The organism is Gemmatimonadota bacterium, from assembly GCA_016713785.1.
GTDB lineage: Bacteria > Gemmatimonadota > Gemmatimonadetes > Gemmatimonadales > GWC2-71-9 > JADJOM01.
This window is the reverse complement of record JADJOM010000003.1, coordinates 566027-590520: the sequence shown is the minus strand read 5'-3', so window position 1 is coordinate 590520 and position 24494 is coordinate 566027. Positions and strand designations below refer to the sequence as shown.

General features: G+C 74.8%; 49 protein-coding genes. All 49 read left to right on the top strand.

Annotated elements, in window-relative coordinates; all coding sequences use genetic code 11:
* Positions 1–85: 85 nt before the first annotated feature.
* Complete coding sequence (locus tag IPJ95_10475; GenBank protein MBK7924037.1) at positions 86–778, top strand: VIT family protein; 693 nt, start codon at positions 86–88, stop codon at positions 776–778.
* Between the two features lie 50 nt (positions 779–828).
* The gene (locus IPJ95_10470; GenBank protein MBK7924036.1) at positions 829–1275 is read left to right on the top strand and encodes a GNAT family N-acetyltransferase; all 447 of its coding nucleotides are present in this window, start codon (positions 829–831) and stop codon (positions 1273–1275) included.
* 23 nt (positions 1276–1298) lie between these two features.
* On the top strand, positions 1299–1715 hold the full coding sequence (locus tag IPJ95_10465; protein ID MBK7924035.1) for a hypothetical protein: 417 nt from the start codon (positions 1299–1301) through the stop codon (positions 1713–1715).
* 103 nt (positions 1716–1818) lie between these two features.
* Positions 1819–2265: a hypothetical protein gene (locus tag IPJ95_10460; GenBank protein ID MBK7924034.1), complete on the top strand. Its 447-nt coding sequence runs from the start codon at positions 1819–1821 to the stop codon at positions 2263–2265.
* 18 nt (positions 2266–2283) lie between these two features.
* Entirely contained in the window at positions 2284–2493 is a 210-nt protein-coding gene (locus IPJ95_10455; GenBank protein ID MBK7924033.1) for a hypothetical protein, read from the top strand.
* A gap of 161 nt (positions 2494–2654) precedes the next feature.
* Positions 2655–2924, top strand: coding sequence for a hypothetical protein (locus tag IPJ95_10450; GenBank protein MBK7924032.1), 270 nt, complete (start codon positions 2655–2657; stop codon positions 2922–2924).
* 71 nt (positions 2925–2995) lie between these two features.
* Positions 2996–3328 carry a hypothetical protein gene (locus IPJ95_10445; GenBank protein MBK7924031.1) on the top strand — a complete coding sequence of 111 codons (333 nt, stop codon included), beginning with the start codon at positions 2996–2998 and terminating at the stop codon, positions 3326–3328.
* Positions 3329–3352: 24 nt separating this feature from the next.
* Positions 3353–3904: a CDP-alcohol phosphatidyltransferase family protein gene (locus IPJ95_10440; protein ID MBK7924030.1), complete on the top strand. Its 552-nt coding sequence runs from the start codon at positions 3353–3355 to the stop codon at positions 3902–3904.
* Positions 3905–3942: 38 nt separating this feature from the next.
* On the top strand, positions 3943–4365 hold the full coding sequence (locus IPJ95_10435; protein MBK7924029.1) for a low affinity iron permease family protein: 423 nt from the start codon (positions 3943–3945) through the stop codon (positions 4363–4365).
* Between the two features lie 60 nt (positions 4366–4425).
* A complete protein-coding gene (locus IPJ95_10430) occupies positions 4426–4899 on the top strand; it encodes a DUF1579 family protein (GenBank protein ID MBK7924028.1) in 474 nt (157 codons plus the stop codon).
* The gene (locus tag IPJ95_10425) at positions 4896–5471 is read left to right on the top strand and encodes a YdeI/OmpD-associated family protein (protein MBK7924027.1); all 576 of its coding nucleotides are present in this window, start codon (positions 4896–4898) and stop codon (positions 5469–5471) included. Before IPJ95_10430 ends, IPJ95_10425 begins: the two co-directional genes overlap by 4 nt.
* A gap of 2 nt (positions 5472–5473) precedes the next feature.
* Positions 5474–6118 carry a DNA-3-methyladenine glycosylase 2 family protein gene (locus IPJ95_10420; protein MBK7924026.1) on the top strand — a complete coding sequence of 215 codons (645 nt, stop codon included), beginning with the start codon at positions 5474–5476 and terminating at the stop codon, positions 6116–6118.
* A 31-nt stretch (positions 6119–6149) separates the two neighbouring features.
* Positions 6150–6626, top strand: coding sequence for a nuclear transport factor 2 family protein (locus IPJ95_10415; GenBank protein ID MBK7924025.1), 477 nt, complete (start codon positions 6150–6152; stop codon positions 6624–6626).
* 11 nt (positions 6627–6637) lie between these two features.
* Positions 6638–7204 carry a DUF1697 domain-containing protein gene (locus tag IPJ95_10410; GenBank protein MBK7924024.1) on the top strand — a complete coding sequence of 189 codons (567 nt, stop codon included), beginning with the start codon at positions 6638–6640 and terminating at the stop codon, positions 7202–7204.
* Entirely contained in the window at positions 7201–7830 is a 630-nt protein-coding gene (locus tag IPJ95_10405) for an HAD family phosphatase (protein MBK7924023.1), read from the top strand. Before IPJ95_10410 ends, IPJ95_10405 begins: the two co-directional genes overlap by 4 nt.
* Before the next feature lie 58 nt (positions 7831–7888).
* Positions 7889–8410 carry a hypothetical protein gene (locus tag IPJ95_10400; protein ID MBK7924022.1) on the top strand — a complete coding sequence of 174 codons (522 nt, stop codon included), beginning with the start codon at positions 7889–7891 and terminating at the stop codon, positions 8408–8410.
* A complete protein-coding gene (locus tag IPJ95_10395) occupies positions 8407–8907 on the top strand; it encodes a GNAT family N-acetyltransferase (protein ID MBK7924021.1) in 501 nt (166 codons plus the stop codon). The genes IPJ95_10400 and IPJ95_10395 overlap by 4 nt, the downstream gene beginning before the upstream one ends.
* Positions 8908–9044: 137 nt before the next feature.
* Complete coding sequence (locus IPJ95_10390; GenBank protein ID MBK7924020.1) at positions 9045–9473, top strand: OsmC family protein; 429 nt, start codon at positions 9045–9047, stop codon at positions 9471–9473.
* A gap of 23 nt (positions 9474–9496) precedes the next feature.
* Positions 9497–9901 (top strand): hypothetical protein, encoded by a 405-nt coding sequence (locus IPJ95_10385; protein ID MBK7924019.1) that lies wholly within the window; start codon positions 9497–9499, stop codon positions 9899–9901.
* 31 nt (positions 9902–9932) lie between these two features.
* Entirely contained in the window at positions 9933–10691 is a 759-nt protein-coding gene (locus IPJ95_10380; GenBank protein ID MBK7924018.1) for a hypothetical protein, read from the top strand.
* Positions 10692–10713: 22 nt separating this feature from the next.
* A complete protein-coding gene (locus tag IPJ95_10375) occupies positions 10714–11178 on the top strand; it encodes a hypothetical protein (GenBank protein MBK7924017.1) in 465 nt (154 codons plus the stop codon).
* Complete coding sequence (locus IPJ95_10370) at positions 11175–11744, top strand: alpha/beta hydrolase (GenBank protein ID MBK7924016.1); 570 nt, start codon at positions 11175–11177, stop codon at positions 11742–11744. Before IPJ95_10375 ends, IPJ95_10370 begins: the two co-directional genes overlap by 4 nt.
* A 140-nt stretch (positions 11745–11884) precedes the next feature.
* A complete protein-coding gene (locus tag IPJ95_10365) occupies positions 11885–12202 on the top strand; it encodes a hypothetical protein (protein ID MBK7924015.1) in 318 nt (105 codons plus the stop codon).
* Positions 12203–12221: 19 nt separating this feature from the next.
* The gene (locus IPJ95_10360; GenBank protein MBK7924014.1) at positions 12222–12551 is read left to right on the top strand and encodes a hypothetical protein; all 330 of its coding nucleotides are present in this window, start codon (positions 12222–12224) and stop codon (positions 12549–12551) included.
* Complete coding sequence (locus IPJ95_10355; protein MBK7924013.1) at positions 12541–13272, top strand: class I SAM-dependent methyltransferase; 732 nt, start codon at positions 12541–12543, stop codon at positions 13270–13272. Before IPJ95_10360 ends, IPJ95_10355 begins: the two co-directional genes overlap by 11 nt.
* A gap of 86 nt (positions 13273–13358) precedes the next feature.
* Complete coding sequence (locus IPJ95_10350) at positions 13359–13913, top strand: hypothetical protein (GenBank protein ID MBK7924012.1); 555 nt, start codon at positions 13359–13361, stop codon at positions 13911–13913.
* A 174-nt stretch (positions 13914–14087) separates the two neighbouring features.
* Positions 14088–14714 (top strand): M15 family metallopeptidase, encoded by a 627-nt coding sequence (locus tag IPJ95_10345; GenBank protein MBK7924011.1) that lies wholly within the window; start codon positions 14088–14090, stop codon positions 14712–14714.
* A gap of 101 nt (positions 14715–14815) precedes the next feature.
* Positions 14816–15205: a hypothetical protein gene (locus tag IPJ95_10340; protein MBK7924010.1), complete on the top strand. Its 390-nt coding sequence runs from the start codon at positions 14816–14818 to the stop codon at positions 15203–15205.
* A gap of 29 nt (positions 15206–15234) precedes the next feature.
* Positions 15235–15714, top strand: coding sequence for a DUF2059 domain-containing protein (locus IPJ95_10335; GenBank protein ID MBK7924009.1), 480 nt, complete (start codon positions 15235–15237; stop codon positions 15712–15714).
* A gap of 70 nt (positions 15715–15784) precedes the next feature.
* Positions 15785–15928, top strand: a complete 144-nt coding sequence (locus IPJ95_10330; protein MBK7924008.1) for a hypothetical protein — start codon at positions 15785–15787, stop codon at positions 15926–15928.
* Between the two features lie 2 nt (positions 15929–15930).
* Positions 15931–16353, top strand: a complete 423-nt coding sequence (locus IPJ95_10325; protein MBK7924007.1) for a hypothetical protein — start codon at positions 15931–15933, stop codon at positions 16351–16353.
* Positions 16354–16369: 16 nt separating this feature from the next.
* A complete protein-coding gene (locus IPJ95_10320) occupies positions 16370–16741 on the top strand; it encodes a nuclear transport factor 2 family protein (protein MBK7924006.1) in 372 nt (123 codons plus the stop codon).
* A gap of 39 nt (positions 16742–16780) precedes the next feature.
* Positions 16781–17257: a hypothetical protein gene (locus IPJ95_10315; GenBank protein MBK7924005.1), complete on the top strand. Its 477-nt coding sequence runs from the start codon at positions 16781–16783 to the stop codon at positions 17255–17257.
* Positions 17254–17652 carry a hypothetical protein gene (locus IPJ95_10310; protein ID MBK7924004.1) on the top strand — a complete coding sequence of 133 codons (399 nt, stop codon included), beginning with the start codon at positions 17254–17256 and terminating at the stop codon, positions 17650–17652. Before IPJ95_10315 ends, IPJ95_10310 begins: the two co-directional genes overlap by 4 nt.
* Positions 17649–18140, top strand: a complete 492-nt coding sequence (locus IPJ95_10305) for a cupin domain-containing protein (GenBank protein ID MBK7924003.1) — start codon at positions 17649–17651, stop codon at positions 18138–18140. Before IPJ95_10310 ends, IPJ95_10305 begins: the two co-directional genes overlap by 4 nt.
* A gap of 68 nt (positions 18141–18208) precedes the next feature.
* On the top strand, positions 18209–18640 hold the full coding sequence (locus IPJ95_10300; protein ID MBK7924002.1) for a hypothetical protein: 432 nt from the start codon (positions 18209–18211) through the stop codon (positions 18638–18640).
* A 7-nt stretch (positions 18641–18647) separates the two neighbouring features.
* Positions 18648–19118 (top strand): acyl-CoA thioesterase, encoded by a 471-nt coding sequence (locus tag IPJ95_10295; protein MBK7924001.1) that lies wholly within the window; start codon positions 18648–18650, stop codon positions 19116–19118.
* Positions 19115–19360, top strand: coding sequence for a hypothetical protein (locus IPJ95_10290; GenBank protein MBK7924000.1), 246 nt, complete (start codon positions 19115–19117; stop codon positions 19358–19360). The genes IPJ95_10295 and IPJ95_10290 overlap by 4 nt, the downstream gene beginning before the upstream one ends.
* Entirely contained in the window at positions 19357–19905 is a 549-nt protein-coding gene (locus tag IPJ95_10285; protein ID MBK7923999.1) for a GNAT family N-acetyltransferase, read from the top strand. The genes IPJ95_10290 and IPJ95_10285 overlap by 4 nt, the downstream gene beginning before the upstream one ends.
* Positions 19906–19919: 14 nt before the next feature.
* A complete protein-coding gene (locus tag IPJ95_10280) occupies positions 19920–20159 on the top strand; it encodes a hypothetical protein (protein ID MBK7923998.1) in 240 nt (79 codons plus the stop codon).
* 2 nt (positions 20160–20161) lie between these two features.
* Positions 20162–20629, top strand: coding sequence for a hypothetical protein (locus IPJ95_10275; protein ID MBK7923997.1), 468 nt, complete (start codon positions 20162–20164; stop codon positions 20627–20629).
* Positions 20629–21045 carry a nuclear transport factor 2 family protein gene (locus IPJ95_10270; protein MBK7923996.1) on the top strand — a complete coding sequence of 139 codons (417 nt, stop codon included), beginning with the start codon at positions 20629–20631 and terminating at the stop codon, positions 21043–21045. The genes IPJ95_10275 and IPJ95_10270 overlap by 1 nt, the downstream gene beginning before the upstream one ends.
* A 47-nt stretch (positions 21046–21092) precedes the next feature.
* The gene (locus IPJ95_10265; GenBank protein ID MBK7923995.1) at positions 21093–21539 is read left to right on the top strand and encodes a hypothetical protein; all 447 of its coding nucleotides are present in this window, start codon (positions 21093–21095) and stop codon (positions 21537–21539) included.
* A 17-nt stretch (positions 21540–21556) separates the two neighbouring features.
* Positions 21557–21850: a hypothetical protein gene (locus tag IPJ95_10260; protein ID MBK7923994.1), complete on the top strand. Its 294-nt coding sequence runs from the start codon at positions 21557–21559 to the stop codon at positions 21848–21850.
* Positions 21851–21935: 85 nt separating this feature from the next.
* Complete coding sequence (locus IPJ95_10255; GenBank protein ID MBK7923993.1) at positions 21936–22229, top strand: hypothetical protein; 294 nt, start codon at positions 21936–21938, stop codon at positions 22227–22229.
* 54 nt (positions 22230–22283) lie between these two features.
* Complete coding sequence (locus IPJ95_10250; GenBank protein MBK7923992.1) at positions 22284–22529, top strand: hypothetical protein; 246 nt, start codon at positions 22284–22286, stop codon at positions 22527–22529.
* 18 nt (positions 22530–22547) lie between these two features.
* On the top strand, positions 22548–23213 hold the full coding sequence (locus IPJ95_10245) for a cation transporter (GenBank protein ID MBK7923991.1): 666 nt from the start codon (positions 22548–22550) through the stop codon (positions 23211–23213).
* Between the two features lie 7 nt (positions 23214–23220).
* Positions 23221–23721 carry a VOC family protein gene (locus tag IPJ95_10240; GenBank protein MBK7923990.1) on the top strand — a complete coding sequence of 167 codons (501 nt, stop codon included), beginning with the start codon at positions 23221–23223 and terminating at the stop codon, positions 23719–23721.
* A 19-nt stretch (positions 23722–23740) separates the two neighbouring features.
* Positions 23741–24487: a class I SAM-dependent methyltransferase gene (locus IPJ95_10235; protein MBK7923989.1), complete on the top strand. Its 747-nt coding sequence runs from the start codon at positions 23741–23743 to the stop codon at positions 24485–24487.
* Positions 24488–24494 lie beyond the last annotated feature (7 nt).

Here is a 24494-nt window from a genome sequence, read left to right as displayed (position 1 = left end):
AACCGGGTAGCTTGCAGGCTGACCCGCCCGTCCCGGCGCCTGACGGGGCGGGTCCCGAGGCTCCCTTCGACCCGTGATGGTCCCCATGCCGCACCCCGAGATGCACCGCACCGCCCACATCGGCTGGATGCGCGCCGCGGTGCTCGGCGCCAACGACGGCCTCATCTCCACCAGCAGCCTGGTCGTGGGCGTGGCGGCGGCGGCCAGCACCCGGGCCCCGGTGCTGCTCGCGGCCACCGCGGGGCTCGCGGCCGGGGCCCTCTCGATGGCCGCGGGGGAGTACGTGTCGGTGAGCTCCCAGGCCGACACCGAGAACGCGGACCTCACCCGCGAGCGGAAGGAACTGGCCGCCGAACCGGAGCACGAGCGGCGGGAGCTGGCCGGCTTCTACGAGGCCCGCGGCCTCACCCCGGAGCTGGCGTTGCAGGTGGCCGACCAGCTCACCGCCCACGATGCCCTGGGCGCGCATGCCCGCGACGAGCTCGGCATGTCGGAGACCACGCGCGCGCGGCCCATCCAGGCGGCGCTGGCCTCCGCGGCGGCCTTCGCGGTGGGGGCCGCGCTGCCGGTGATCCTGGTGCTCGCGGTGCCGCTCGCCCGGTTGACGCCGGTCGTCATGGGCGCATCGCTGGTGCTGCTCGCCCTGCTCGGGGCGCTTGCGGCACAGCTCGGGGGGGCGCCGCGCCTCCGTGGGGCCCTGCGCGTGGCCTTCTGGGGCGCGGTGGCAATGGGCGTCACCGCCCTGGTCGGCCGGCTGTTCGGCGCCACCGCCGGATGACGCGGTGACCGGCGCCCGCACCGGCAGGCCTGTCGGCGCCGGCCGCTAGCATGCCGGGCGCGCCCGTCATCGTGCGAGAGGCCACGCCCGCGGACGTCGCGGGGCTGCTGCCGCTGCTGGCCGCGCTTGGCTACCCGGCGTCCCGCGCGGTGTTGGGGGAGCGCCTCGCGGCCCTGGCCACCGAGGATCCGACCGGCCGGCTGCTCGTGGCCGATGCGGATGGCCGGCTCCTCGGCTTCGCGACGCTGCACGTGACACCCGTGCTGCACCGTGCCACCGGCGTGGGTCGCGTCACCGCCCTCGCGGTGCTGCCCGAGGCCCAGGGCCGCGGCGTGGGCCGGTGCCTGATGGAGGCGGCCGAGGCGCACTTCCAGGCGCTCGGCCTGTGCCGGGTGGAGGTGACGAGCGGCCTCACGCACCTGCCGGCGCACGAGTTCTACCGGCGGCTCGGGTACGCCGACCACGGCGTGCGGCTCGCCAAGCCGCTGCCCGACTGATCGCCCTTCACCCCGGTCCCCTCATGCCCGGACCCCTCCTGCTCCTCGCGGGCGCGATCTTCTCCCTGCTGGCGCTGCTGCACGCCGCCTACACGCTGCTCGACCTGCGCACGCCGCGCCGGCTGGTGCCCACCGACCCGGCGGTCCTTGCCGCCATGCAGGGCACCACCATCCGGCTGTCGCGCGGCGGCGCCACCATGTGGCAGGGGTGGGTCGGCTTCAACCTGAGCCACAGCCTCGGGGCGCTGCTCTTCGGGGGGGCGCTCATCGCCACGGGGTGGCGGTGGCCCGTGGCGGGGCTGCCGGCCGCAGTGCTGGCCCTGCCGGTTGCCATCTGCCTGGCCTACCTGGTTCTGGGCGTGCGGTACTGGTTCTGGATCCCCACCACCGGGATCGCCATCGCCACGCTGGCGTGCCTCGGCGCGTGGCTGCTGGCGTGAATCCGCGCCCCGGGTCCAGCCGCATGGACCGCCCGGTGCCCGCTCGGTAGATTCGCGCAGGTGATCCTCAGGCCGTACACCACTCCCCGAAGGCACTCCTCCCATGACTGACCCCGGGACACCGCCCGTCGGCCTGAACGCCGTCACCGTCCTGCACCGGGCCCTGGTGGGCGGCCTGACCGTCGTGGTCGCCATCTTCAGCTTCCTCATCTTTCAGCGTGGCGGGCCGCTGCTCGCCGCCGACGCCTCACGCGACCTCATCGGCCTCGTGATCGGCGGCGCGGGGCTGGTGCCGCTCACGCTGGGGTTCCTGGTGTTCCGGCCCCGGGTGCCGGCCCGCCTGCCGGGGCAGGGCGCCGACGTGTACTGGGGGCAGCCGGAGGCGTCGGGGCGGGCATTGCTGGTGTGGGTGCTGTTCGAGGGCAGCGGGATGATCGGGGCGGTGGGCTACCTGCTGAGCGCGCACCTGGCCGCCGGCTTCACGGCCGCGGCCGGGCTGGCGGCGCTGGTGCTGAGCGGCCCGGGGTTCCTGGGAGGCCGCCGTGACTGACGCCGCGCAGGGCCGCGCATGCTGAGGGTGGTGGGCGCGGGCCTGCTCTGGGGCGTGCCGGCCTACGTGGTGGGGGCCGCGCTCGGCGCGCTGCTCATCTCCAGGCTCTCCTCCAACCGGCACGACCGGTCGCAGGAGGCCGCGGTGACGGGGCTGTTGATCGCCGGCCCGATCGCCGCCCTCCTGGGCTTCGGCTACGGCGTGCTCCACGCGCTGGGCAAGGTCTGACCGGCCGTGCGGGCGTCCCTGTCGTGTGGCCCGCCGCTGGCATGGGAACCTCGCAGGATGCTCTGGGCGCGCGGCCCCGCTGACCGGGAATCGCCGGGGGCGCGGGCACCCCGCGCCGCGCTTATCTTCCACGCACTGCACCTCCCGTCGAGGACGCCGCCGTGCCCCCTTCGCTCCTGCCCGACCGCGACGCCACCCGCATGACCCGCGAGGCGTTCGCCGCCTTCCTCGACCGTCTGGCCGCGATCGGCGCGTCGCCGGCCGAGTACCGGGCGTTCGCCGTCACGCACTATGCCGATGCGGAGCTGGAGCGGGCCCGCATCCAGGTGGTGCGTGCGCTGCTCGGCTCGCTGGCCGTGCCGGACCAGGCCACCGCCCTTGCGGACCAGCTGCGGGCCCTGGCGCGCGGGCTGCGCGAGCGGCCCGCCTGACCGGCAGGCGCCGGCCCCGCCGCCGCGTCCTCGTCGCGGCGCTCACGGCCGGGCAGCTCCTCGCCGCGGTGATGCTCGGGCTGCGCGGCTTTCCCTACTACGGTTCGTCGCTGGTGTCCAACGCGCCGGCCTGGGAGCTGCCGCTGGCGGCCGCGCACCTGCCCGGCATCGCGCTGCTCACCGCGACCGGGCAGTGCTGCGGCTTCCGGAACGGGCGGGTGCTCGGGCCGCGCATCGTGGCGGGCCATATCCGCCTGTCGGCCGCGGGGCTGGCGCTGCTGGCCCTGGCCAACTGGGGTGCCTGGCTGGCGATCGGGGCCGCGGGGGCGCTGGCGCTGCGGCGGCGGGCGGCGGCGCCCGCGGCGGCCGGCGCCCTGCCGCCCAGCGACCTGGCGGACAGGTAGGAGGTGGGCGCCGGGGGGGCCGCCGTGCCAAACGCCCTGAGCCTGCTGCGGATCGGGCTCGCCGCCGGGCTCCTGCCGGCGGCGCTGCTGGACCGCCGCGACGCCTTCTGGACGTGCCTGGTGGCGGCGCTGCTCACCGACGCACTCGACGGCTTCCTTGCCCGCCGGCTCCACGCCAGCAGCGACCTCGGCCGGCGGCTCGACAGCCTCGGGGACTACGTGCTGCTGCTGGCCCTGGTGCCGGCGCTCGTCCTGCTGTGGCCGGCGCTCATGCGGCGGGAGGCGGCGTGGTTCGCGGTGGGGGTGGCCGCGTACTTCGCCCCCACGGCCTGGTCGCTGCTGCGGTGGCGACGGATGCCTGGCCTGCACACCTGGGCCTCGAAGGCGCTGGCGGTGCTGATGGCGATGGCGCTGCCGTGGATGCTGCTGGGCGGGCCGGCGCTGCCAGTGCGGCTCTGCTGCGCGCTGCAGGTGGCCGCGGCCGTGGAGGAATTCGCGATCCTGCACCTGCTGCCCGGCTACAGCGGCGGCATGCCCAGCGTCGTCCATGCCCGGCGCCACCGGGCGGCGCCCTGATCGTGCTGTCCGTCGCGTCCCCGCACCCCGAGGACCGCATGCCCGCGCCGTCCCACGTCTCCTGGTTCACCCGCCTGGCCAAGTCCACCAGCCGCCTGGCGGGTCGGCCGCTGTCGTTTGCCCTGGCCGCCGCGGTCATCGCGGCGTGGCTCCTCACCGGGCCGCTGTTCGGCTTCAGCGACACCTGGCAGCTGGTCATCAATACCGGCACCACGATCGTGACGTTCCTGATGGTGTTCCTGATCCAGAACACCCAGAATCGCGACGCGGAGGCCGTGCAGATCAAGCTGGACGAGCTGCTCCGCGCCACGGCCGGCGCCCACAACGCGCTGCTCGACCTCGAGGAACTGGAGGAACGGGAGCTCGACCGGATCCGGGCCACCTACACCCGGCTGGCGCGGCAGGCGCGCGAGGACCTGCGGAGTGGCGCGCCGGACACGGGGAGTCCGGAACCCCGCTGACCGGGCCGCGCCACCGACCAGCCACCTGATCGCCTTCCATTCCACGGTGAGGATCTCCCGATGACCATGCCGCAGCTCACCCCCGCCCACCGCGCCCTCGAGCGCCTTATCGGACACTGGCTGGGGGAGGAGCGGATCCATCCCTCGCCCTGGGCCCCCGCGGGGGCCACGGCGCAGGGCACCGTCTTCAACCGCAGCGCCCTCGACGGCTTCGCCGTGGTGCAGGACTACGCCCAGGCGCGGGACGGCCAGGTGAACTTCCGCGGCCACGGCATCTTCCGGTGGGACCAGGAACGCGGCGAGTACGTGCTGCACTGGTACGACTCCAGCGGCCAGGCGCCGGCGGAGTTCCGCGGCCCCTTCCTCGACGGCGTGCTGACCCTCGGCGCCATGCACATGCAGGGACACACCCGCGCCATCTTCGACTTCCGCGCCGCCGACCGGTACCTCTACCGGATGGACGTGTCGCCGGACGGCACCCAGTGGCACCCGTTCATGGAGGGGACCTACCTGCGGCAGGCCGCGGCACGGTGAACGAGGCACCCCGGGCGTTCCGCTCCGCGGACGCGCTCCGGCGCTGGCTGAGCCGGGAACACCAGCGCGCCACGGAGCTGGTGGTGCGGTGCTACAAGGTGCACGCCGCCCATCGCGGCGTGACCTATGCCCAGGCGCTCGACGAGGCCCTCTGCGTGGGGTGGATCGACGGGATCCGGCGGGGGCTCGACGACGACAGCTACTCGGTGCGCTTGACCCCGCGGAAGCCGCGCAGCATCTGGAGCCTGGTGAACGTGCGACATGTGGAGCGGCTCACCGCGGCGGGCCGGATGCGGCCCGCCGGGGTGGCGGCCTTCGAGGCGCGGGAGGCGGCACGCACGGGGATCTACTCGTTCGAGCAGCGGCCCGAGGCGTTCGGTCCGGCGCTGGAACGCCAGTTCCGGGCGCGGCGCCTGGCGTGGCGCCGCTTCCTCGAGCGACCGCCGGGGTATCGCCGCACCTGCATCCACTGGGTGACGAGCGCCAAGCGGGAGGCCACGCGGCTGCGACGGCTCGAGATCCTGATGGCCTGCTCGGAGCGGGGGGAGAAGATCCCGCCGCTCATCCCGTAAACATGGCCCAGCCACCCCGCCGCCTCACGACCGCGGCCGTGGCCGCCGGCGCCCGGACGCTCGCGCGACGTGATCCGGTGCTCGCCCGGTTGCTGGCGCGGCAGGGGCCGCCACCGCTGTGGGGTCGCCAGCCGGGCTTCCCCACGCTGGTCCGGATCATCCTGGAGCAGCAGGTGTCGCTCGCGGCGGCGCGCACCATGTACCTCCGCCTGCACAGCCGCCTGGGTGGGGTCACCCCGCTCACGGTGCACCGCAGCGCCGTGGCCGGCCTTCGGGCGCTCGGGCTCACCCGGCAGAAGGCGGCGTATTGCCACGGGCTCGCCACCCGGATCCTCGATGGCGCGCTGGATCTCGGCGCGGTGGCCCGCGCCCCGGATGCGGCCGGGCAGCAGTGCCTGCTGGCGGTGCCGGGGCTCGGGCCGTGGAGCGTGTCGATCTACTACCTGATGGCGCTCCGGCGGCCCGACGTGTGGCCACCCGGCGACCTCGCGCTCGCGGTGGCCCTGCAGCGGGTGCACGGCCTCTCCCGGCTGCCGACGGCGGCGGAGCAGGCGCGCCGCGCAGAGGGGTGGGCGCCGTGGCGCTCGGTCGCGGCGCGCCTGCTCTGGCAGTACTATCTGGAGACCCCGCGCAGCCCGCGTGGATGATGGCTCGCTCCAGGTTCCCCCGGGACCCCTCATGCCCGACGACTCCAACACGATCACCCGGCTCTACCAGGGCCTCCGCACGCGGGACCACGCGCTGATGGCGCGCTGCTACGCGCCCGACGCCACCTTCGGTGACCCGGTGTTCCCCGACCTGCGGGGCGCCCAGGTCGGTGCGATGTGGCGGATGCTCTGCGAACGGGCCACCGACCTGCGGGTGGAGGCGTCGGGCATCCACGCGTCGGATGGCACGGGGCGGGCCCACTGGGAGGCGTGGTACACCTACAGCGGCACCGGCCGGATGGTGCACAACGTCATCGACGCCACCTTTGAACTGCGCAACGGCCTGATCGTGCGGCACCGCGACCGGTTCGACCTCTACGCGTGGGCCCGGCAGGCACTCGGGATCAAGGGGCTGCTGCTGGGATGGGCGCCCCCGGTGCAGGGTGCCATCCGCGCGCAGGCCGCTGCCGCCCTGGCGCGTGCCACCGCGCGCCACGCGGCCGGCTGAGACGGGGCGCCGTGGCGCGTGTCGTGGCGTTCCTCCGGGCCATCAACGTGGGTGGCCACACCGTGACCATGGCGCGGCTCAAGGCGCTGTTCGAGGCCCAGGGGCTCGGCAGCGTCGAGACCTTCATCGCGAGCGGCAACGTGATCTTCGAGAGCCGGGCCACGCGCCTCGACCGGCTCGAGGCCACCCTGGCCGCCCACCTCGAAGCGGAGCTGGGCTACGGCGTGGCCGTCTTCCTGCGCACCGGGGCCGAGCTCGCGGCCATCGCGAGCCACCCGGCGTTCCCTCCGGGTGAGGTGCGGGGTGCCTACGCGGTGCACGTGGCCTTCCTGGGTGCGCCCCCCTCGCGGGCGGCCGCCCGGACCGTGGCCGGGTTCACCACGGCCGAGGATGCCTTCCACGTGCGGGGCCGGGAGGTCTACTGGCTGTGTCGCATCCGGACCAGCGACTCCGCGTTCAGCAACGTGCGCTTCGAGAAGGTGCTCGGAATGCCCGCCACCTTCCGCAACCGCAATACCCTCGACCGGATCGTCGCGAAGTACGGCTTCGCGGCGGCCCCGGGGCGGCGCCCCGGATGACCGGCCCCTCCTTCGCCTTCCTCATCTTTGACCTCGACGGGGTGCTGCTCGACTTCCATCCCGAGCGCCGGCTGGCGCGGCTGGCCACGATCACGGGCCTCGCGCCGGCGTTCCTGCAGGCCGCCATCTGGGACGCGGACTTCGAGCGGGCGGCGGAGGCGGGGGCGTGGCCCACCGGCGCGGCCTACCTCGCCGAGTTCAACGCGCGGATCGGCATGACGGTGAGCCGGGAGCAGTGGATCGCGGCGCGGCGGGAGGCGATGACCCCGCGGGCGGCCGTGATCGGCTACCTCCGGCGGCTCAAGGAGCGGGTGCCGCTGGCGCTGCTGACCAACAACGGGGCGCTGCTTCTCGAGGCCCTGCCCCAGCTCTGCGGCGACGTGACCGACCTCTTCGGCGACCGGCTCCACGCCTCGTTCCAGTTCGGCGCCCGCAAGCCGGACCCCGCGGTGTACCAGCGGCTGCTGGCCCGGCATGGGGTCCCGCCGTCCGCGGCGCTCATGGTGGACGACGACGCCCGCAACGTGGCGGGCGCGGTGGCCGCCGGGCTGGCGGGGTACCGCTACGAGGGGCTCGACGCGCTGGCCGCGTTCCTGGAGCCGCGCCTCCCCCCCCGCCAAGGCTGACAGGCCCGCCGCGCGCGAGTACCTTGGAGCCGCGCGTCTCCCTCACGCCACGAGCCCCATGCACCGCCTGCTGCCCCTCCTCGCCCTGCTTGCCGCCTGCCGGCCCGCCCCGGCCGAGGCGCCCGATGCCCTGGTGTCCCGCTTCTATGGCGCGGTCATCGCGTCCCGCGAGACCGGGGCACCCACCGCCGCCGCCCTGGCGGCCTGGCGGCCGATGCTGAGCGACACGCTGCGGTCGCTGCTCGAGGCCGCGCGGGCGCACCGCGACGCCGACGCGGCGCGCGCGCCCGACGAGAAGCCGGCCTTCGCCGAGGGGGACCTCTTCTCGAGCCTGTTCGAGGGGCCCACGTCGGTCACCGTCACGGCGGTCGACAGCGCCCCCGGCGCGTGGCGGGTGACGGTGCTGATGCGCTATGCCGGCGCCACCCCCGAGGCGGAGTGGACCGACACGGTGCAGGTCATCGAGCAGCATGGACGCCGGGTCATCGACGACGTGGCGTACGGGGGCACCTGGGACTTCGCCAGCCAGGGGCGCCTGCGGCGCGCGCTGGCCTCCGCCCTGGCCGGCGGGGGCCCGTGATCACCCTCCAGCCGGTGGAACCGGCCCATGCGGCCACCCTGCAGCCGCTGCTCGAGGATCCCGAGGTGACCGGGCCGACGCCACTGCCCCACCCCTACCCGGCGGACGGCGCCCGGGAGTTCGCGGCTCGCGCGGTGGCGCTCCGCGCCGCGGGCACCCAGTACTCCTACACCATCTGCGAGGACGGACAGCCGATCGGCGTGACGCTCCTCAAGGAGGTGCACCGGGTGCCGGGGGAGGCGGAGCTCGGCTACTGGCTCGGGCGCCCCTTCTGGGGTGGCGGGCGGGCCACGGCGGCCGCCGGCGCCACGGTGGCGATCGCCTTCGGGGAACTGGGACTGGTGGCGCTGCGCGCCATCTGCCGGGCCGACCACGCCGCGTCGCTCCGGGTGCTCGCCAAGCTCGGCTTCGAGGAGACCCGCCGCTTCGTGGACCACCATCCCAAGTGGCCGGAGGGCTGGCCCCACGTGGAGCTCCGGCTCACGCGCCCGGCGTAGCCGCCCCGGCCGGGGTGGATCGTCGCGGGCCCGTCGGCGCGATATCTTGGAGCGGGTGCCCTGGTCCCTCCCGGGCGCTCCGCGGACGCCGGCCTGACCGCGCGCCGTGCCCCTCACCCCGTGACAGGAGTCCCCTCATGCAACGCAGCGCGAACGCCCGCTGGTCCGGCGACCTCAAGTCCGGGACCGGCAGCATCCGGGTCGGCAGCGGCGCCTTCGAAGGGCCCTACTCGTTCGTCAGCCGCTTCGAGGGGTCCGGCGATACCAACCCGGAAGAGCTGCTCGGCGCCGCCCACGCCGGCTGCTTCTCGATGGCCCTGTCCCTCGCGCTCTCCCTGGCCGGCCACCCGCCCACCAGCGTCACCACCACCGCCACCGTCACCCTCGACAAGGTGGGCGCCGGCTTCGGCATCACCGGGATCGCGCTCTCCACCCGGGGGGTGGTGCCCGGGGTGAGTGCGGCGGAGTTCCGGCGCCTGGCCGAGGAAACAAAGGTGGGCTGCATCATCTCCAAGGCGCTCTCGGCGGTCCCCATGACGCTCGACGCCCAGCTGCTGCCCGGCTGAGCCTCCGGATGCCAGGAGCCCCGATGTCCCGACTCCGGATCGGTGTCGGCCTCGCGACGGCGGTACTGCTCCTGCTGAGCAGCGCCGCCCACTCGATTGCGGGCGGCCGGCAGGTGGCCGCGGAGCTCGCCGCGGCACAGGTGCCGCCCGACCTGGCGCTCGGCCTGCAGGTGGGGTGGCAGTTCGGGGGCGCCGCGATGCTGGTCTTCGGCCTGATCGCGCTGGAGGCGTTCGTGGGGCGCTGGCGGGGGCGCGCCGTATCGCTCCGCCCGGTGCGCTTCATCGGCGCGATCTACCTGCTGTTCGCGGCGTGGGCCCTGGTCCGGAGCAACTTCGACCCGTTCTTCCTGGTGTTCGCCGTGCCGGGCGCGCTGCTGCTCGCCGTGGCGTGGCCGCGCGCCGATGACGACGCGCCCCCGACGGGCTGAGCGGAGCTCACCCCTGCCCCTCCTCCCCCCGCTGGTGGCCGGGCGGATCCGGAGCCGGGACCGCCGCGGCAGTTCCTCCCCCGTGGTGGTCGACACCGCCGCGGGCCGGTACCTCGTCAAGCTGCGCGGCGCGGCGCAGGGCACCGGCACCCTCGTGGCGGAGGTGATCGTCGGGGCGCTCGCCGACCGGCTGGGCCTGCCGGTGCCCCCACGCCGCGTGCTCCAGCTCCTGCCCGACCATCCCACCGACGACCGCAACGATGAGCTGGCCGACCTGCTGGCGGCGAGCATCGGCGAGAACCTCGGCTTCACCTACCTGGACGGCGCGCGGACGCTCGTGCCCGGCGAGGTGGGCCGGCTGGATCCCGACTTCGCGGCGCAGGTGCGGTGGCTGGACTGGCTGGTGCAGAACCCCGATCGCGGCCCCGCCAACCCGAACATCCTGGTGCAGGGTCGCGGCTTCTGGCTGATCGACCACGGGGCGGCGCTCGCGTTCCAGCACGACTGGAGCGCGGTGACGGAGCAGAGCCCGCACCGCCCCGAGGCGCCGCTGCCGCACCTGCTCGACGGGCACGCGGCCCGCGTGGCGGGCTGGGATCCGCTGCTCACGGCCCTGCTCCCCCGCGAGACGATCACCGCGGCGGTGGACGAGGTGCCGGATGCCTTCCTGCTCCCGTTGCTGCCGGCTGGCGCCGGGGCCGAGCCGCTCCGGCGGCGGCGCGCCGCCTACGCCGCCTTCCTGTGGAAGCGCCTGCAGGGACCCCGCCCGTTCGCCGTCGCGGCCCGCTGAGTCCGCGGAGTATCTTGCCCGCATGATCCAGGATCCCCGCGACCCGGGCGAGGCGCCCGGCGACTTCCGCTTCAGCGAAGCGGCGGCGGTGGCGGTCTTCCAGGCGCGCCACGAGGCGCTCCACCTCGGGACGGCGGACGTGACGCCGGGGCACCTCGCGCTGGGGGTGCTCAAGGCCCTTCCGGCGGAGGGGCGGACCCGGCTCCTGCCCGATCCCGCGGGCTACGCCCGGCTCTGCCGGCGCCTCGGCGCGGGCACCGCCGCCGCGCCGCCGATCCCGGAAGAGGTCGAGTACACCGCCGCCGCGCGATCGGCATTCGCCACGGCGCGAGCCGAAGCGGGTCCGGCCGAGATCGAGCCGCTGCACCTGCTGGTGGGCGCCCTGTGCCATGGCGATGCGGCCACGATCGCCGCCCTGGAGGAGGCCGGGCTCCCGCTCGAGGCGGTGCGGCGCCGGATCGGCGCCGGGGAGGGGCCGGTTCCATGAGCGGCGAGCCGTGCGTGCTCACCCTCCCCGGCTGGACCAGTTCCGGGACCGACCACTGGCAGAGCCAGTGGGAACGCCGCTTCCCGGCGATCACCCGGATCGCGCAACGCGACTGGGAGACGCCGGACCCGCGGGAGTGGCTCGACACGCTGGAGCGGGCGGTCGCCACGGCGCGGCCGGCCCCGGTGCTGCTCCTGGGGCACAGCCTCGGGGCGCTCAGCATCGCGCACTGGGCCCAGCACCCCGTGCCGCATGCGGTGGCGGCGGTGCTGGTGGCTCCCGCCGATCCGGATCTCCCCGGCGCGCCAGCGGCGCTGCATCCGTTCGGGCCGGCCCCGTCAGGACCGCTCACGATCCCGGCGCTGCTCATCGTCAGTGACAACGATCCCTACCTGCCGATCGGGCGCGCGCGCGAGCTCGGCCACGCCTGGGGCGCCGAACGGGTGGAGGTGCCCGGCGCGGGTCACCTCAACACGGCCTCCGGCCATGGGGCGTGGCCCGAGGGCTGGGCGCTGGTGCGGGACTTCGCGGCGCGCCTGGGCCTGGCGCTGCCGCCGTGGGGGTAAGCCGCTCACGCACGGTGCAGGCGAGCGCCACGACTGGCGTCTCCACACCGACCCCGTCAATTTGCGCCCATCTCGTCTCGGAGCTCCCCCTGTCTCGACCTGTCCGGCGCGTCCTCTGCGCACTGCTCCTGGCCTCCCACGTGAGTGCCTGCACCACCTGGCGGGTGGCCGGTCCGACACCCGCCGAGTACCTCGCCAGCCACACTCCCGGCGAGGTCCGGGTGTCCCGGGCCAACTTTCCCGACCTGCTGCTGATCGAGCCCTCGATCCGTGGCGACAGCCTGCACGGCTTCCCGGCCAGCGGGGGGCGGGTCTCCTTCCCGCTCGGTGAGGTGCAGCAGCTCACGATCCGGAAGGTCTCGTGGACGCGCACCTTCGGGGTGGTGGGGGCGGTGGCCGGCGGGGTGGCCCTGGTGGCCCTGCTCAGCAACTGCGACGATCCCCGCAGCTACTGCTGAGCCGCGGGCACCGACGGGCATGCGCGTGATCCTGGGAGCGATCGCGGGGCTGGTGGGGGTGGGCTGGCTGGCCCTCGCGCTCCTCGGGGATTCGTTCCGGCGGTCGTTCGGTGCCTCGGGCACCGGCGCGCGGGTGGCAATGCTCCCTCCCGTTGCGGCGCTGCTCCTCCTGCTGCCGCTGCTGCTGCCCGGGCAGCGCGGGCTGCTGTACCTGGGCGCGGTGACCGCGGGGCTGCTGGCGCTCTGGGGCGTGTGGACGCTCCGGGAGTCGGTCGCCGTGGGACTGGCCGCGCTGGGCTACGCGGCGGCCTGGCTCGTTCACTGCCGGATGGTGCTGCGTGGCGGCTGAGGCCGGCCCCGGTCGCTCCGGACCGGCGGACCGTCGCCACGCGGTCCCCTTCGACGCGGAGCACTTCGCGCGGCAGGCCGCGGCCGGCGCGGGCCCGGCCGACGCGCTCGCCGCCTTCCGGCAGATCTACCAGTCCAATCACTGGCGCGGGAGTGAATCGGCCTCGGGGGCCGGCGCGAGCGGCGACCAGACGGCGCGCATCCGGGCCGAACTCCCCGTGCTGTGCCGCGCCCTCGGGGTGCGGCGGCTGCTCGACCTGCCCTGCGGCGAGGGCCACTGGATGGCGCGGGTCGACCTCGCGGGCATCACCTACCTGGGCGCGGACCTGCTGCCGGAGGTGGTGGGGCGCGCGGCCCTCGATCATGGCGGAGCCGGGCGGGAGTTCCTGGTGCTCGACCTGACCGCGTCCCCGCTCCCCCCCGCGGACCTGCTGCTCTGCCGTGACGCGCTGGTCCACCTCTCCTTTGCCGACATCGGCCGCGCCCTCGTGAACCTGCGGCGCGCCGGCATCCCCTGGCTCCTCACCACCACCTTTCCCGACGAGCCGGCCAACGAGGACATCGTCACCGGTGACTGGCGCCCGCTCAACCTGGAACGGGCGCCATTCCACTTTCCGGCGCCGGTCCGGCTCTTCAGCGAGGGCTGCACCGAGGGCGCCGGCCGCTTCGCCGACAAGAGCCTGGCGCTGTGGCGCATCGCCGACCTGCCGGTGCCCACGTGAGCGGGGGGTCGCGCCGCTGGTGGACGGCGACCCGCCGGGTCGTATCTTGCGGAAGCCCGAGTCCCCACGTCCCCCCGAGGCCACCCATGCGCCGCGCGCTCTCGCTCCTGCCACTGCTGCTCCTCCTCCCAATGGGCGTCCACGGCCAGGAGACGCCCGAGGCGGCGGCGACCGCGTTCGCGGCCACGCTGCGGACCTCCGACTGGCGCGGCGCCGCGCGGCTGATGCACCCCACCGCCCTGCGGCAGCTGCGCGACCTGTTCAGCTTTGCCCTCAACGACGCGGATGACGCGGCCATCCGGGAGCAGATCTTCGGGGTCAGCTCCCCGGCCGAGGCGGCGGCGCTGCCGGACACCATCCTCTTCGCGAACTTCCTCCATGCCGTGACCACCCAGGGCGGCCCCGAGCTGCTGCAGGCCCTCGGCACGGCGGAGGTCACCCCGCTCGGCCACCTCATGCAGGGCCCCGACACCGCGCTGGTCGTGTCCCGGATGACCATGTCGGTCCAGGGCGTCAGCCTGACGTCGTACGAGGTGATGCTGTTCCGTCGGGAGCGCGGCGTCTGGCTGGGGCTGCTCAAGGCCGACATGGCCAACATGGCCGCGATGCTCAAGCAGATGTCGGGCGTCCGGGGCAGCTGACCCGGTCCGCCCGACCGTTCCGCCCATCACGCGAGGGAGACCGTGACCCACCACCCCCGGACCGCCGCCGCGCCGCGGCGCGCCCCCCGCCCCGCCCGGCACGCTCCATGGCTGCTGCTCGTGCTGCTCGCCTGCGGCGGACCGCCGGTGTTCCGGCTCACCCCGGTGCGGCCGGTGCCGGAGCTGCGGGAGGAGGCGCTCCGCGCCACGCCCCCAGTGGAAGCGGGGCCCTTCCGCGCGGAGGAGCTGGTGGAGCTGGTCCGCCTCGACTCCACCATCCGGCTCGACATCCGCTACGCGACCAGCGACAACTTCCTGAGCACGCCCCTGTACAGCCAGGCCCGCGCCTTCCTGCAACGACCCGCGGCGCTGGCCCTGGTCCGGGCGCAGCAGGCGCTGCGGGCGCAGGGGTACGGGCTGCTCATTCACGACGCCTACCGGCCCTGGTACATCACCAAGGTCTTCTGGGACGCGACCCCCGCCGACAAGCACGACTTCGTGGCCGACCCGGCCCATGGCTCCCGGCACAACCGCGGCTGCGCCGTGGACCTGACCCTGGTGGAGCTGCGCACCGGACGGCCGGTGACGATGCCGAGCCTGTATGACGAGATGTCGGAGCGGGCCTACCCCGATTATCCCGGGGGCAGCGCGGAGCAGCGGCGGCTGCGCGGCCTGCTGCGCGCGGCCATGGAGGCGGAGGGCTTCACGGTCTACCGCTACGAGTGGTGGCACTTCGACTACCGCGACTGGGACCAGTATGCGGTGCAGAACGTGCGCTTCGAGGACATCCCTCCCCGCTAGGCGCCGGCCGCCGCCCGCGTTGCCCGGGGTTCCGCCCGCGCCTATACTCCACGGCAGGCGTCCGCCCTCCCCCTGGGCCCTCCCGCGGACGTCGCCGCCTGATGGCTTTCACGGTGCAGCGCTGGCCCGACAGCGAGGTCCTTGTGGTCACGGGCCACGGTGCCGGGAGTCTCGAGGAGTCGGATCACGTCCTGGATGAGCTGGCCCGGCAGCGGCTGGTCCCCGTGATCCGCGCGGTGCTGTTCGACCTGCGCCAGCTCGAGTGGATCCCGAACCCGGAGGAGGCCCGGCTCATCGCGGCCCGCTACGGGACGTTTGGCGCACGCCACGGCTGCCGCATGGCCTACCTCGCGCCGCCGGGCGCGCAATACGGCGTGGCGCGGATGATCGAGATGCTGTCGCAGCAGTATGGCGTCCGGGCGGCGACCTTCGCCACCCTCGAGGCGGCGCACGCCTGGCTGCTCCACGAGGTGCGGGCGATGGGGGCCTGAGCGGCGCTCCCCCTTTCTTGAGGATCCCCATGCCGCGCCGCTTCCGCCGCCTGCTCCCGGCCCTCGGCATCCTGATCGCGTGCGGTGCCGCACGCCTCGGCGCCCAGGCGGCCCCGCCCGACTCCGTGCGCCTCGACCTCGCCCGCCAGCTGCTGGTGCTCAACCGCTCCGCCGAGCAGGCCATGACGAACATGGACGCCATGCTGAGCAGCCAGCGCAGCCTCAATCCCCGGATCCCCGGGGTCTTCTGGGACCGGTTCGGCGCCCGCGTCCACGAGGGCAGGGACGATTTCCTCCTCATGCTGGCCAACATCTACGCCCGGCACTTCACGGCGGCGGAGCTGCACGAGCTGATCGTCTTCCACCAGACGCCGATCGGCCGGCGCCTGATCGAGCTGCAGCCGCGGATCTCCCAGGAGTCGATGGAGGCCGGGCAGCAGTGGGGGGCGCGGATCGGGCAGGCGGTGGCCGCGCAACTCGAGTCTGAAGGGGTGACCCTGGAACCGTAGCTGGCGGGGCTGGCGCCCCCGCCAGCCCGCCGCCACCTTCCTTCCGAACCGCTTCCCCGGGGTCCGTCGCATGCCGGAGTACCTGGTCATCGAGCTGCTGGTGCTCGGGATCGCCATCCTGCTGTGGCTGGACCACCGGCGGGCGCCCCACCCGCCGGCCGAGCCGCCGCCGCCCGCGCCGGGGCCGGCGGACCCGCCCCCACCCGCGTCCTGAGCATGTCCCTCGACTTCACCTCCCGCCGGGTCGGGCGGCTGGCCGCGGGGATCGCCGGCCTGGCCGTGCTGGGGCTGGGCGTCTGGACCGCCATCGACCAGAGCATGCCGGACGTCGGCATCGTGGATGGCTACTGGATGGTGGGCGGCGGGCTCCTCGCCGCGGCGGGGGTGGCTCCGGTGGCGTGGCGCTGGCGGCGGGAGCGCGCCCTGCTGGCGGTGGGCGGCGCGGCGGTGGCCGGCGCCTGGCTGCCGCTGGTGGTGCTGGCCCTGCGTGCGGGCATGCCGGTGCGGGCCCGCCTCAAGGGCGCCATCTTCTTCAGCAGCGCCGACGTGATCGGCCTGGCGCTGCCCGTCGGCTGCACGCTGCTCTGGCTGGCGCTGCAGGAGCACCGCGTGCCCCGGGACCCCGCGGCGCCGCCCTGAGCCCGAGGAGGCCGGCATGGCCACCGATCCCGCCGCCGCGACGCTCGCGACCATCGACGCCTTCAACGCCGCGTGCAATCGCCACGACATCGACGCGCTGATGGCGCTCATGACCGACGACTGTCTCTTCGACAGTACCCGCCCGCCGCCGGACGGCGAGACCTTCGTGGGCCAGGCGGCGGTGCGCGCCTTCTGGGCGGCGTTCTTTGCCCGCTCGCCGGCGGCGCGGTTCGAGACCGAGGAGGCCTTTGCCACCGGGGACCGGGCCGTGGTGCGCTGGGTCTATCACTGGGAGCGGGAGGGGGTGCCCGGGCACGTGCGCGGGGTGGACCTCTTCCGGGTGCGCGCGGGCCGGGTCGCGGAGAAGCGATCCTACGTGAAGGGGTGAGCCGGTGATGCCCCCCGCACCCGTGCTAGATTCCGTCCCATGCTGACCCTGCCGTTTGCACTCAAGGTCCCCGGGGTGGACTCGTTCGCTGGGCTGACGATCTCCTCGACCAGCTACGCCTTTCACGGGCTGCTGCGGTATGAGGGCTCGGTGGTGCAGCTGGAGTGGGCGGGCACCGCCGCGGTGGACGAAGTCACGGTGCTGGACGTCGACTCCCGCACCGTGGACCTGCCCCCCGAGGCGCTCGACATCGACGTACGCGAGCTGCGTCGGGTGGCGTATCGCGCCGGGTGGTGGCGCCCCCGGCTCGAGCTCGCGTGCCACGACCTCCGGACCCTGCGGATGGTCCCGGGGGAGGAGGCGGGGGAGCTTCGGCTCCACGTGGCGCGGCGTGACCGCGCCGCGGCCCGGGCCATGGCCGCCGCGCTCAACGCCGCGATGGCCACCCCGTCGCTGCACCATACCCTGCCGCCCCAGGGCATCCGCTTCCGGCCCCGCGAGGAGGACACGCGATGAGCGCCACGCCCCGCCTCAGCACCCTGCTGCTGCTCGCCACCGCCCTGCCCGCCTGTTCCGGCCTGGGCGAGCGGCTCGGCCGGACCGGCCGTGGCGACGCCGCGCTGGACTCCGCCCGCCTCGCCGACAGCGTGGCCCAGGCGGCGGCAGCCCCGGCCGCCACCGACGTCCTGCCGGTGACGGTCGACAGTGCGCTCCCGTGGCCCGAACTCGAGCGCCGCCTGCGCGCCACCCCGGAATCGGTCCGGGCGGTGATGCAGCGGCACGACCGATCGGTGGCGGTGCTCTTCCTCGACGGCCGACGCTACCACGGCACCGAGCCCACGATCGACGCCATCATCGCCCTGCTGCGGACGGTCGATCCCAGCGGGCGCATCCTGATCGCCACCGAATGACCGCCGCGGACCGGGCCGCGCGCCTGATCGAGGAACTCGGCCTGGCCCCACACCCGGAAGGGGGCTGGTACCGCGAGCTGCACCGCAGCGCGGCCGCGGTGGCCCCCGCCGACGGCCGACCCGCCCGCGCGGCCCTGACCTCGATCTACTTCCTGCTCCCCGCCGGGAGCCACAGCCGGTGGCACCGGGTGGCCTCGGACGAAGTGTGGCACTTCTACGAAGGCGATCCCCTGGAGCTGCTCCTCGCCCCTCCAGACCTGGCCCACGTGGAGCGGGTCCGGCTGGGCCCGGCGCTGGCCTCCAACGGCCCGGTGTACGCCGTGCCGGCCGGCTGGTGGCAGGCGGCCCGCCCGCGCGGGGGCTACACCCTCGCCGGCTGCACCGTGGCACCGGGGTTCGACTTTGCCGACTTCACTTTTCTCCGGGATGACGCCGCGGCCCTGGGCCGGCTCGCGGCGCTGAGCGGCGAGCTGGCCGCGCTGGCCTGAGGCCACCGCTTCACGACGCCCGCCGTGACCGGTACATTGCGCGGACGCACCCCGCTCCGGGCCCGACCATGACCTTCCTCTACATCCTTGCCGCCATCGGCCTCGTGGGCCTGGCCTGGCGGCTGGCCCAGCTGGGCCAGGGGGCGCGCGCCACACCCGCCCGGACCACGGGCGCGCCCGAGACCGTCGAGTCCCTCCTGGCCGCGGGCAACACCATCGGAGCCATCAAGCGGCTGCGGGAGGAGACCGGCCTGGGGCTCGCGGAGGCCAAGGCGGCGATCGACGCCCGCAAGGGCGGCCTGCGGCTCCCGACCGGAACGCACCCGCCGGCGGCACCGGCGGGCCCCGCCGATCCCGCCGCCGTGGCCGCCGATCCCCTGCTGCGCGACTTCCTCAATGCCGGCAACCTCATCGCCGCGATCAGGCGCTACCGGGAACTCACGGGGCTCGGGCTCAAGGAATCGAAGGAGGCGGTCGAGCGCCTCGTGAACGGGCACTAGCGACCCGATGCCGCGCATCTTCACCCACCGCTTCACGGTCCCCGACGACGCCATCGACGTCAACCGGCACGTGAACAACCTGGCCTACCTCCGCTGGATGCTCGACGTGGCGATCGCCCACTCGAGCGCGCAGGGGTGGCCGGTGGAACGCTACCTCGAGATCGGGCAGGCGTGGGTGGTGCGCTCCCATGCCATCGAGTACCTGCGCCCGGCCCTGCAGGGCGAGGAGCTGCTCCTGCTGACCTGGGTGGAGGACATGCAGCGCCGGAGCTCCCGGCGGCGCTACCTCTTCTTCCGCCCCGCCGATGGCGCGGTCCTCGCGCGCGCGGACACCCAGTGGGTATTCGTGGACGGCGCCACCGGGCGCCCCGTCGCCATCCCCGTCCCGCTGCGGGAGGCGTTCGAGCAGGTCCCGCCCGGCGAGCCCGTGCTGGAGACCCTCGGGCTGGTCCCCGTCGCCCCGCAGGCGGCCCCGTGACCGTCGCCCTCGTGGCCCTCGCCATCCTGGTCCTCAACCTGCCTTTCGGGTATTGGCGCGCCGGGGTCCGGAAGTTCTCGCCCGCCTGGTTCGCCGCCGTGCACCTGCCGGTGCCGCTGGCGGTCGGCCTGCGCTACGCCGCGGGCCTCCCCTTCCGCCTGGCCACCCTGCCGGTGTTCGTCGCGGCGTTCTTCGGCGGCCAGTTCCTCGGGGCGCGCTACCGGACGCGAGGCCCCGCGTGAGTGGCGGCGACATCCGGACCGACCGGCTGACCCTCCGGCCGGCCACCCCGGCCGCGCTCGAGGCGGCGCTGGGCGGCCCCGGCCGCCTCGGCCCGGCGCTCGGGGTCGCGGTCCCCGCCACCTGGCCGCCGGAGTACGTGGACGACGACGCCCTGCGCTGGACCCTCGCCCGGCTGGTGGCGCACCCGGATGAGGCGGAGTGGTGGATGTACTTCGTGCTGCTGGGACGCGTGGGAGCACTGCCGCTGCTCGCCGGGACCGCCGGCTTCAAGGGGCCCCCGGACGCCAGCGGCACCGTCGAGGTGGGCTACGGCATCGTGGCCGAACGGCACCGGGAGGGGCTCGCCAGCGAGGCCACCCGGGCGCTCATCCGGCGCGCCTTCGGCCGCCCGGGTGTGCGCCGCGTCATTGCGGAGACCCTGCCGGAGCTGGTTCCTTCCATCGGCGTGATGCGCCGGTGCGGCATGGTGCCGGCCGGTGATCCTTCCGCGCCGGGCATCGTGCGCTACGAGTTGTCCCGCGACGCCTTCTCGGCGCGCTCCTGATCCCCGGAGGTCGCATGGCCGCCCAGCACCCCGCCATCCTCACCGCTCTCCTGCCCCTGGAGGGGCACCACCCGGCCCTCGCCTGGACCCGCCGGCGGCTTGTCCGCCTCCGGGCCGGGGCCGCGATGATCCGCGGCCAGCTGGATCGGCGCAGCCCGGAGCAGCTGTTCGGGCTCGTGATCATCCTGGCCCTTGTCGGTTTCCTTGTTGCCCTCCTCCTGCAACCCGGCGCCGTGGGCCGGGGAGGACGCTGAGCATGCGACGCCTCCTGCTCTGCCTGCTGCTGACCGCCCTCGCCTGTGGTGGCAAGGACGCGGGCGAAGGAACGCCCGCCGACGTCTCGCTGGAGCGCTTCCAGCTGCTGCGTTTCCTGCAGGGCAACTGGCGCGGGACCGGTGGTGACACCGGGCCGTTCTACGAGAGTTACCTCTTCGTGGACGACTCCACGATCCGCACCTTTACCTACGCCGACTCGACCTTTGCCCAGGCCCGCGACAGCGGCATGGTCCTGTGGCGCGCCGGCGTGGTGGCGGTGGAGGGCGGCACCGCCCGGTGGGTGGCGGTGTCCTTCGACACCACCGGGATGGAGTTCAGCCCCCAGCGCGGGGCGTCGAACCTCTTCCGCTGGACCCCGGAGGGCCGCGACCGCTGGACCGCCGAGCTGGCCTGGCCGGGGCCGAGCGGCCGGAGCCGGGCCTACCTGATGGAGCGCGTCGGCTCCTGATGACGGAAGCGGAGTTCCGGCGGATGCTGGCGCGGCTGGCCGCGGCGTGGGGCCGGCGCGACTACGGCGCGGCCGCGGCCTGCTTTGCAGAGGACGTGTGCTACGCCGACCCGTTGCGCTACCAGCTGCAGGGCCGCGCCGCGCTGCGCGTGTTCTTCGAGGCGGATGACGGCCTCCCGCAGCGCACCGAGTGGCACGCCGTCGTGTTCGATGCCGCGGCGCAGCGCGGGGCGGCCGAGTATTCCTACGAGGGCACGCATCGCTACCACGGCGTGGCGCTCATTGCCGTGCAGGCGGGGCGGATCACTCACTGGCGCGAGTACCAGCACGTGGACGCCCGGGCCTGGCCCGAGTTCACCGCCGCGACGCCGGGACTCGCGCCGCCCTTCACCGCACCGGAAGCCAGCGCCGGATAGTCACCACGCGGCCGCCCCGCCGGCCGCCACCTCCACCGGACCCGATCATGCGCCCTGTGCTCCTGCTCCTCGCCATCCTGCTGCCGGGGTGTGCCGCCTCCAGCGCGTCGCCCGCGACGCCCGAGCCGGCCCCGACCCCGGCGGCCGCACGCCCGCTCTCGAGCTTCGTGGTGAAGGTGACCAGCGGCGCCCGTGAAGGCGTGGAAGTCGACTGGGCCATCTTCCCGGACGAGAGCTGGCCCCTGGAGGGGCGCCGGGACCGCACCCCGTTCCAGCTGGACCTGCCGCAGGGCCGGGTGGCCGCCATCGTGCGGCCCACCGGCCGGAATCGCCTGCTCGAGGTGAGCCTGTATCGCCGGCTGCGGGACGGCTCGCTCGAGCGGCTGCAGCCCCCGAGCGGACCGCACCCCATCGCCGTCGTGGTGTCAGAGCCCGGCGACAGCGTGCCGAGGATCCTGGCCCCTGACGACGCCGCGTCGAGCGCGCGGCCCTGAGCCGGCGGCCCGCCGTCATGCACTACCTGCTGCTGTACGACGTGGCACCGGACTACGTGGCCCGACGCGCGGCATTGCGGGAGGACCACTTGGCGCTCGCGCGCGCGGCGGCCGCCCGCGGCGAGCTGGTGCTCGGGGGCGCGCTCGCCCACCCGGTGGATGGGGCGGTGCTGCTGTTCCGCGCCGACTCGCCGGCGGTGGTGGAGCGCTTTGTCGCCGCCGATCCGTACGTGCGCCACGGGTTGGTCACCGCCTGGCGCATCCGGGAGTGGACCACCGTGGTGGGCCCGCAGGCCGAGCACGCCCTGTAGCCGGGCCCCCGTGGGCTGCTTCCCCTGCGGCGCCCGGCGCTGCATCTTCCCCGCCGCAGCTCCTCCCTGACCCTGGTTCGTCCCCATGCCCCGCAAAGCGACTCGCGTCCGCCCCCGCGCCCCCAAGGTGGCGCTCCCCCGCGCCCGGAAGGGTCGCCGGCTCTCGCCCGGCATCGTCCGGCTCGACTACGAGCGCGCCACCGGCTACATGGTCCGGCTCAGCTACCGCCGCACGGCCACCGGCTACCGGCCGCGCTTCCGGCGGTACTTCAGCGACGTGAAGTACGGTGGCCCCCGCAAGGCGCTGCGCGCCGCGGAGGCGTGGCTGTCCGAGGTCAGCCGTACCGGCCGGGTCCCGGTCACCGCCGGCCACCGCTGAGCCCCGCCCTGGTCACCGGTGGCGCGGACCGGCGGACCGTGCCAGCTTCCCTGCATGGCATCCCCTCCTCGCCGTCCCGGCGGCCGCCGCCCCATCGGTCGCCAATCGCCCGATGACCAGACGGTCCTCCCGTCGTTCCTCGAACTGCTCGCCCTGCTCGCCCCCTTCGGGGGGGCGTTGGTGGGATGGTGGCTCGGCCTGCAGCTGGGAGGGATCTGGTTCGGGCTCGTGGGTGGCCTCGTCGGCACGGGGGTGGGCGCGGTGATTGCCCGGCGCGGCGCGTCCAGCATCCTCCCCTAGGCAGAGCACCCACCCGCCATGCCCGCGCTGCCCCTCGCCACCATCCCGGCCTCCCCGGCCTCCCCGGCCGACCGGGTCCGCCTGGTGCGCCGGAGCAGCCGACTCACCGCGCTGACCGTCGGGTACAACCTGCTCGAGGGCGTGATCTCGCTGGTGGCGGGGGCGCTGGCGGGCAGCGTGTCGCTGATCGGCTTCGGCATCGACAGCGGCATCGAGGTGCTCGCCTCGATCACCGCCCTCTGGCGCCTGGGCCGTGACGGGGAGCCCGTGGCGCGGGCCGCCGCGGAGCGACGGGCGCTCCGCATCATCGCGGTCAGCTTCTTCGGACTCGGCGCCTGGGTCAGCTGGGATGCCGCCGCGACACTCCTGAGCCGGAGCGCCCCCGACCGCTCGCCGGTGGGCATCGGGCTGGCGCTGGCCTCACTGGTGGTGATGCCCCTGCTGGCACGGGCCAAGCGCCGGGTGGCCCTCTCGCTCGGCAGCCAGGCCCTCGTGGCCGAGGCGCGACAGACCAGCCTCTGCACCTGGCTGTCGGCCATCCTGCTCGGGGGATTGCTCCTCAATCAGCTCCTCGGCTGGTGGTGGGCCGACCCGCTCGCCGCCCTCGTCATGGTCCCGTTGATCCTCAAGGAAGGCCGCGAGGCCTGGCGCGGGCACCTCTGCTGCGATCATTGCCAGCCCTGAGTCTGGCGTGAACCCGCCCATCCCCGCCGGCGTCCGCATCGGGCACGTCCACCTCAAGGTGGCCGACCTCGAACGCGCCCTCGCCTTCTACCATGGCGTGCTGGGCTTCGCGATCACGCAACGCTACGGCCCCGACGCGGCGTTCCTGAGCGCGGGTGGGTACCACCACCACCTGGGCCTCAACACCTGGGAGAGCCGCGGGGGAGCCGCCCCGCCTCCGGGTAGCACGGGGCTGTACCACACCGCGATCCTCTACCCGACCCGCCGCGACCTGGCCGAGGCGTTCGAGCGGCTGCGGCAGGCCGCGCACCCCATCGACGGCGCGGCGGACCACGGCGTGAGCGAGGCGCTGTACCTCCGGGACCCGGACGACAACGGGGTGGAGCTCTACTGGGATCGCCCCGAGGCGGAGTGGCCCCACGCGCCTGACGGGACGCTGGCCATGTTCACCCGCCCGCTCGACCTGGCCGGGCTGCTGGCGGAGCTCCGCGCCGGGAACGAGCGGTAGCCGGGAGGGACGCGGGTCCATGGCCTTCGCCGATCACTTCTCCGGACACGCCCCGGCGTATGCCCGGGCCCGCCCGGGGTATCCGTCCGAGTTGTTCGACGCCCTCGCAGCCGCCGCCCCGGGGCGGGCGCTCGCCTGGGACGCCGGCACGGGCAGCGGCCAGGCCGCGGTGGGGCTCGCGCGGCCGTTCGCGCGGGTGGTGGCCACCGACGCGAGCCCCGCGCAGGTCGCGGCGGCGGCGGTCCACCCGCGGGTGGAGTACCACGTGGCGGCGGCGGGCGCGATCGACCTGCCGCCGGCCACCGTGGACCTGGTTACGGTGGCCCAGGCGGCCCACTGGTTCGACCTGCCCGCGTTCTACGCCGCCGCCGCGCGCGTGCTCCGTCCCGGCGGCGCCCTGGCGCTCTGGTGTTATGACCTGCCGCGGGTGACGCCCGAGGTGGACGCGGTGGTGGACTGGTTCTACCGTGAGGTCGTCGGGCCGTGGTGGCCGCCCGAACGCCGGCAGGTGGAGACGGGGTACCGCGAGTTGCCGTTTCCGTTCCCCGAGCAGCCGTTCCCCGTGATGGCCATGCACTGCGAGTGGACGGCCGGCGCCCTCGTCGACTATGTCGGGACCTGGTCGGCGGTGGCCCGCTATCGTGAGGCGCGGGGCACCGACCCGCTCGTGCCGCTGGCCGACGCGCTCGCCCCCCACTGGCCCCTGGCGGCCGCACCGCGTCCCGTGCGCTGGCCGCTGCGGGGCCGCCTCGGCCACCGTCCCTGACCCGGAA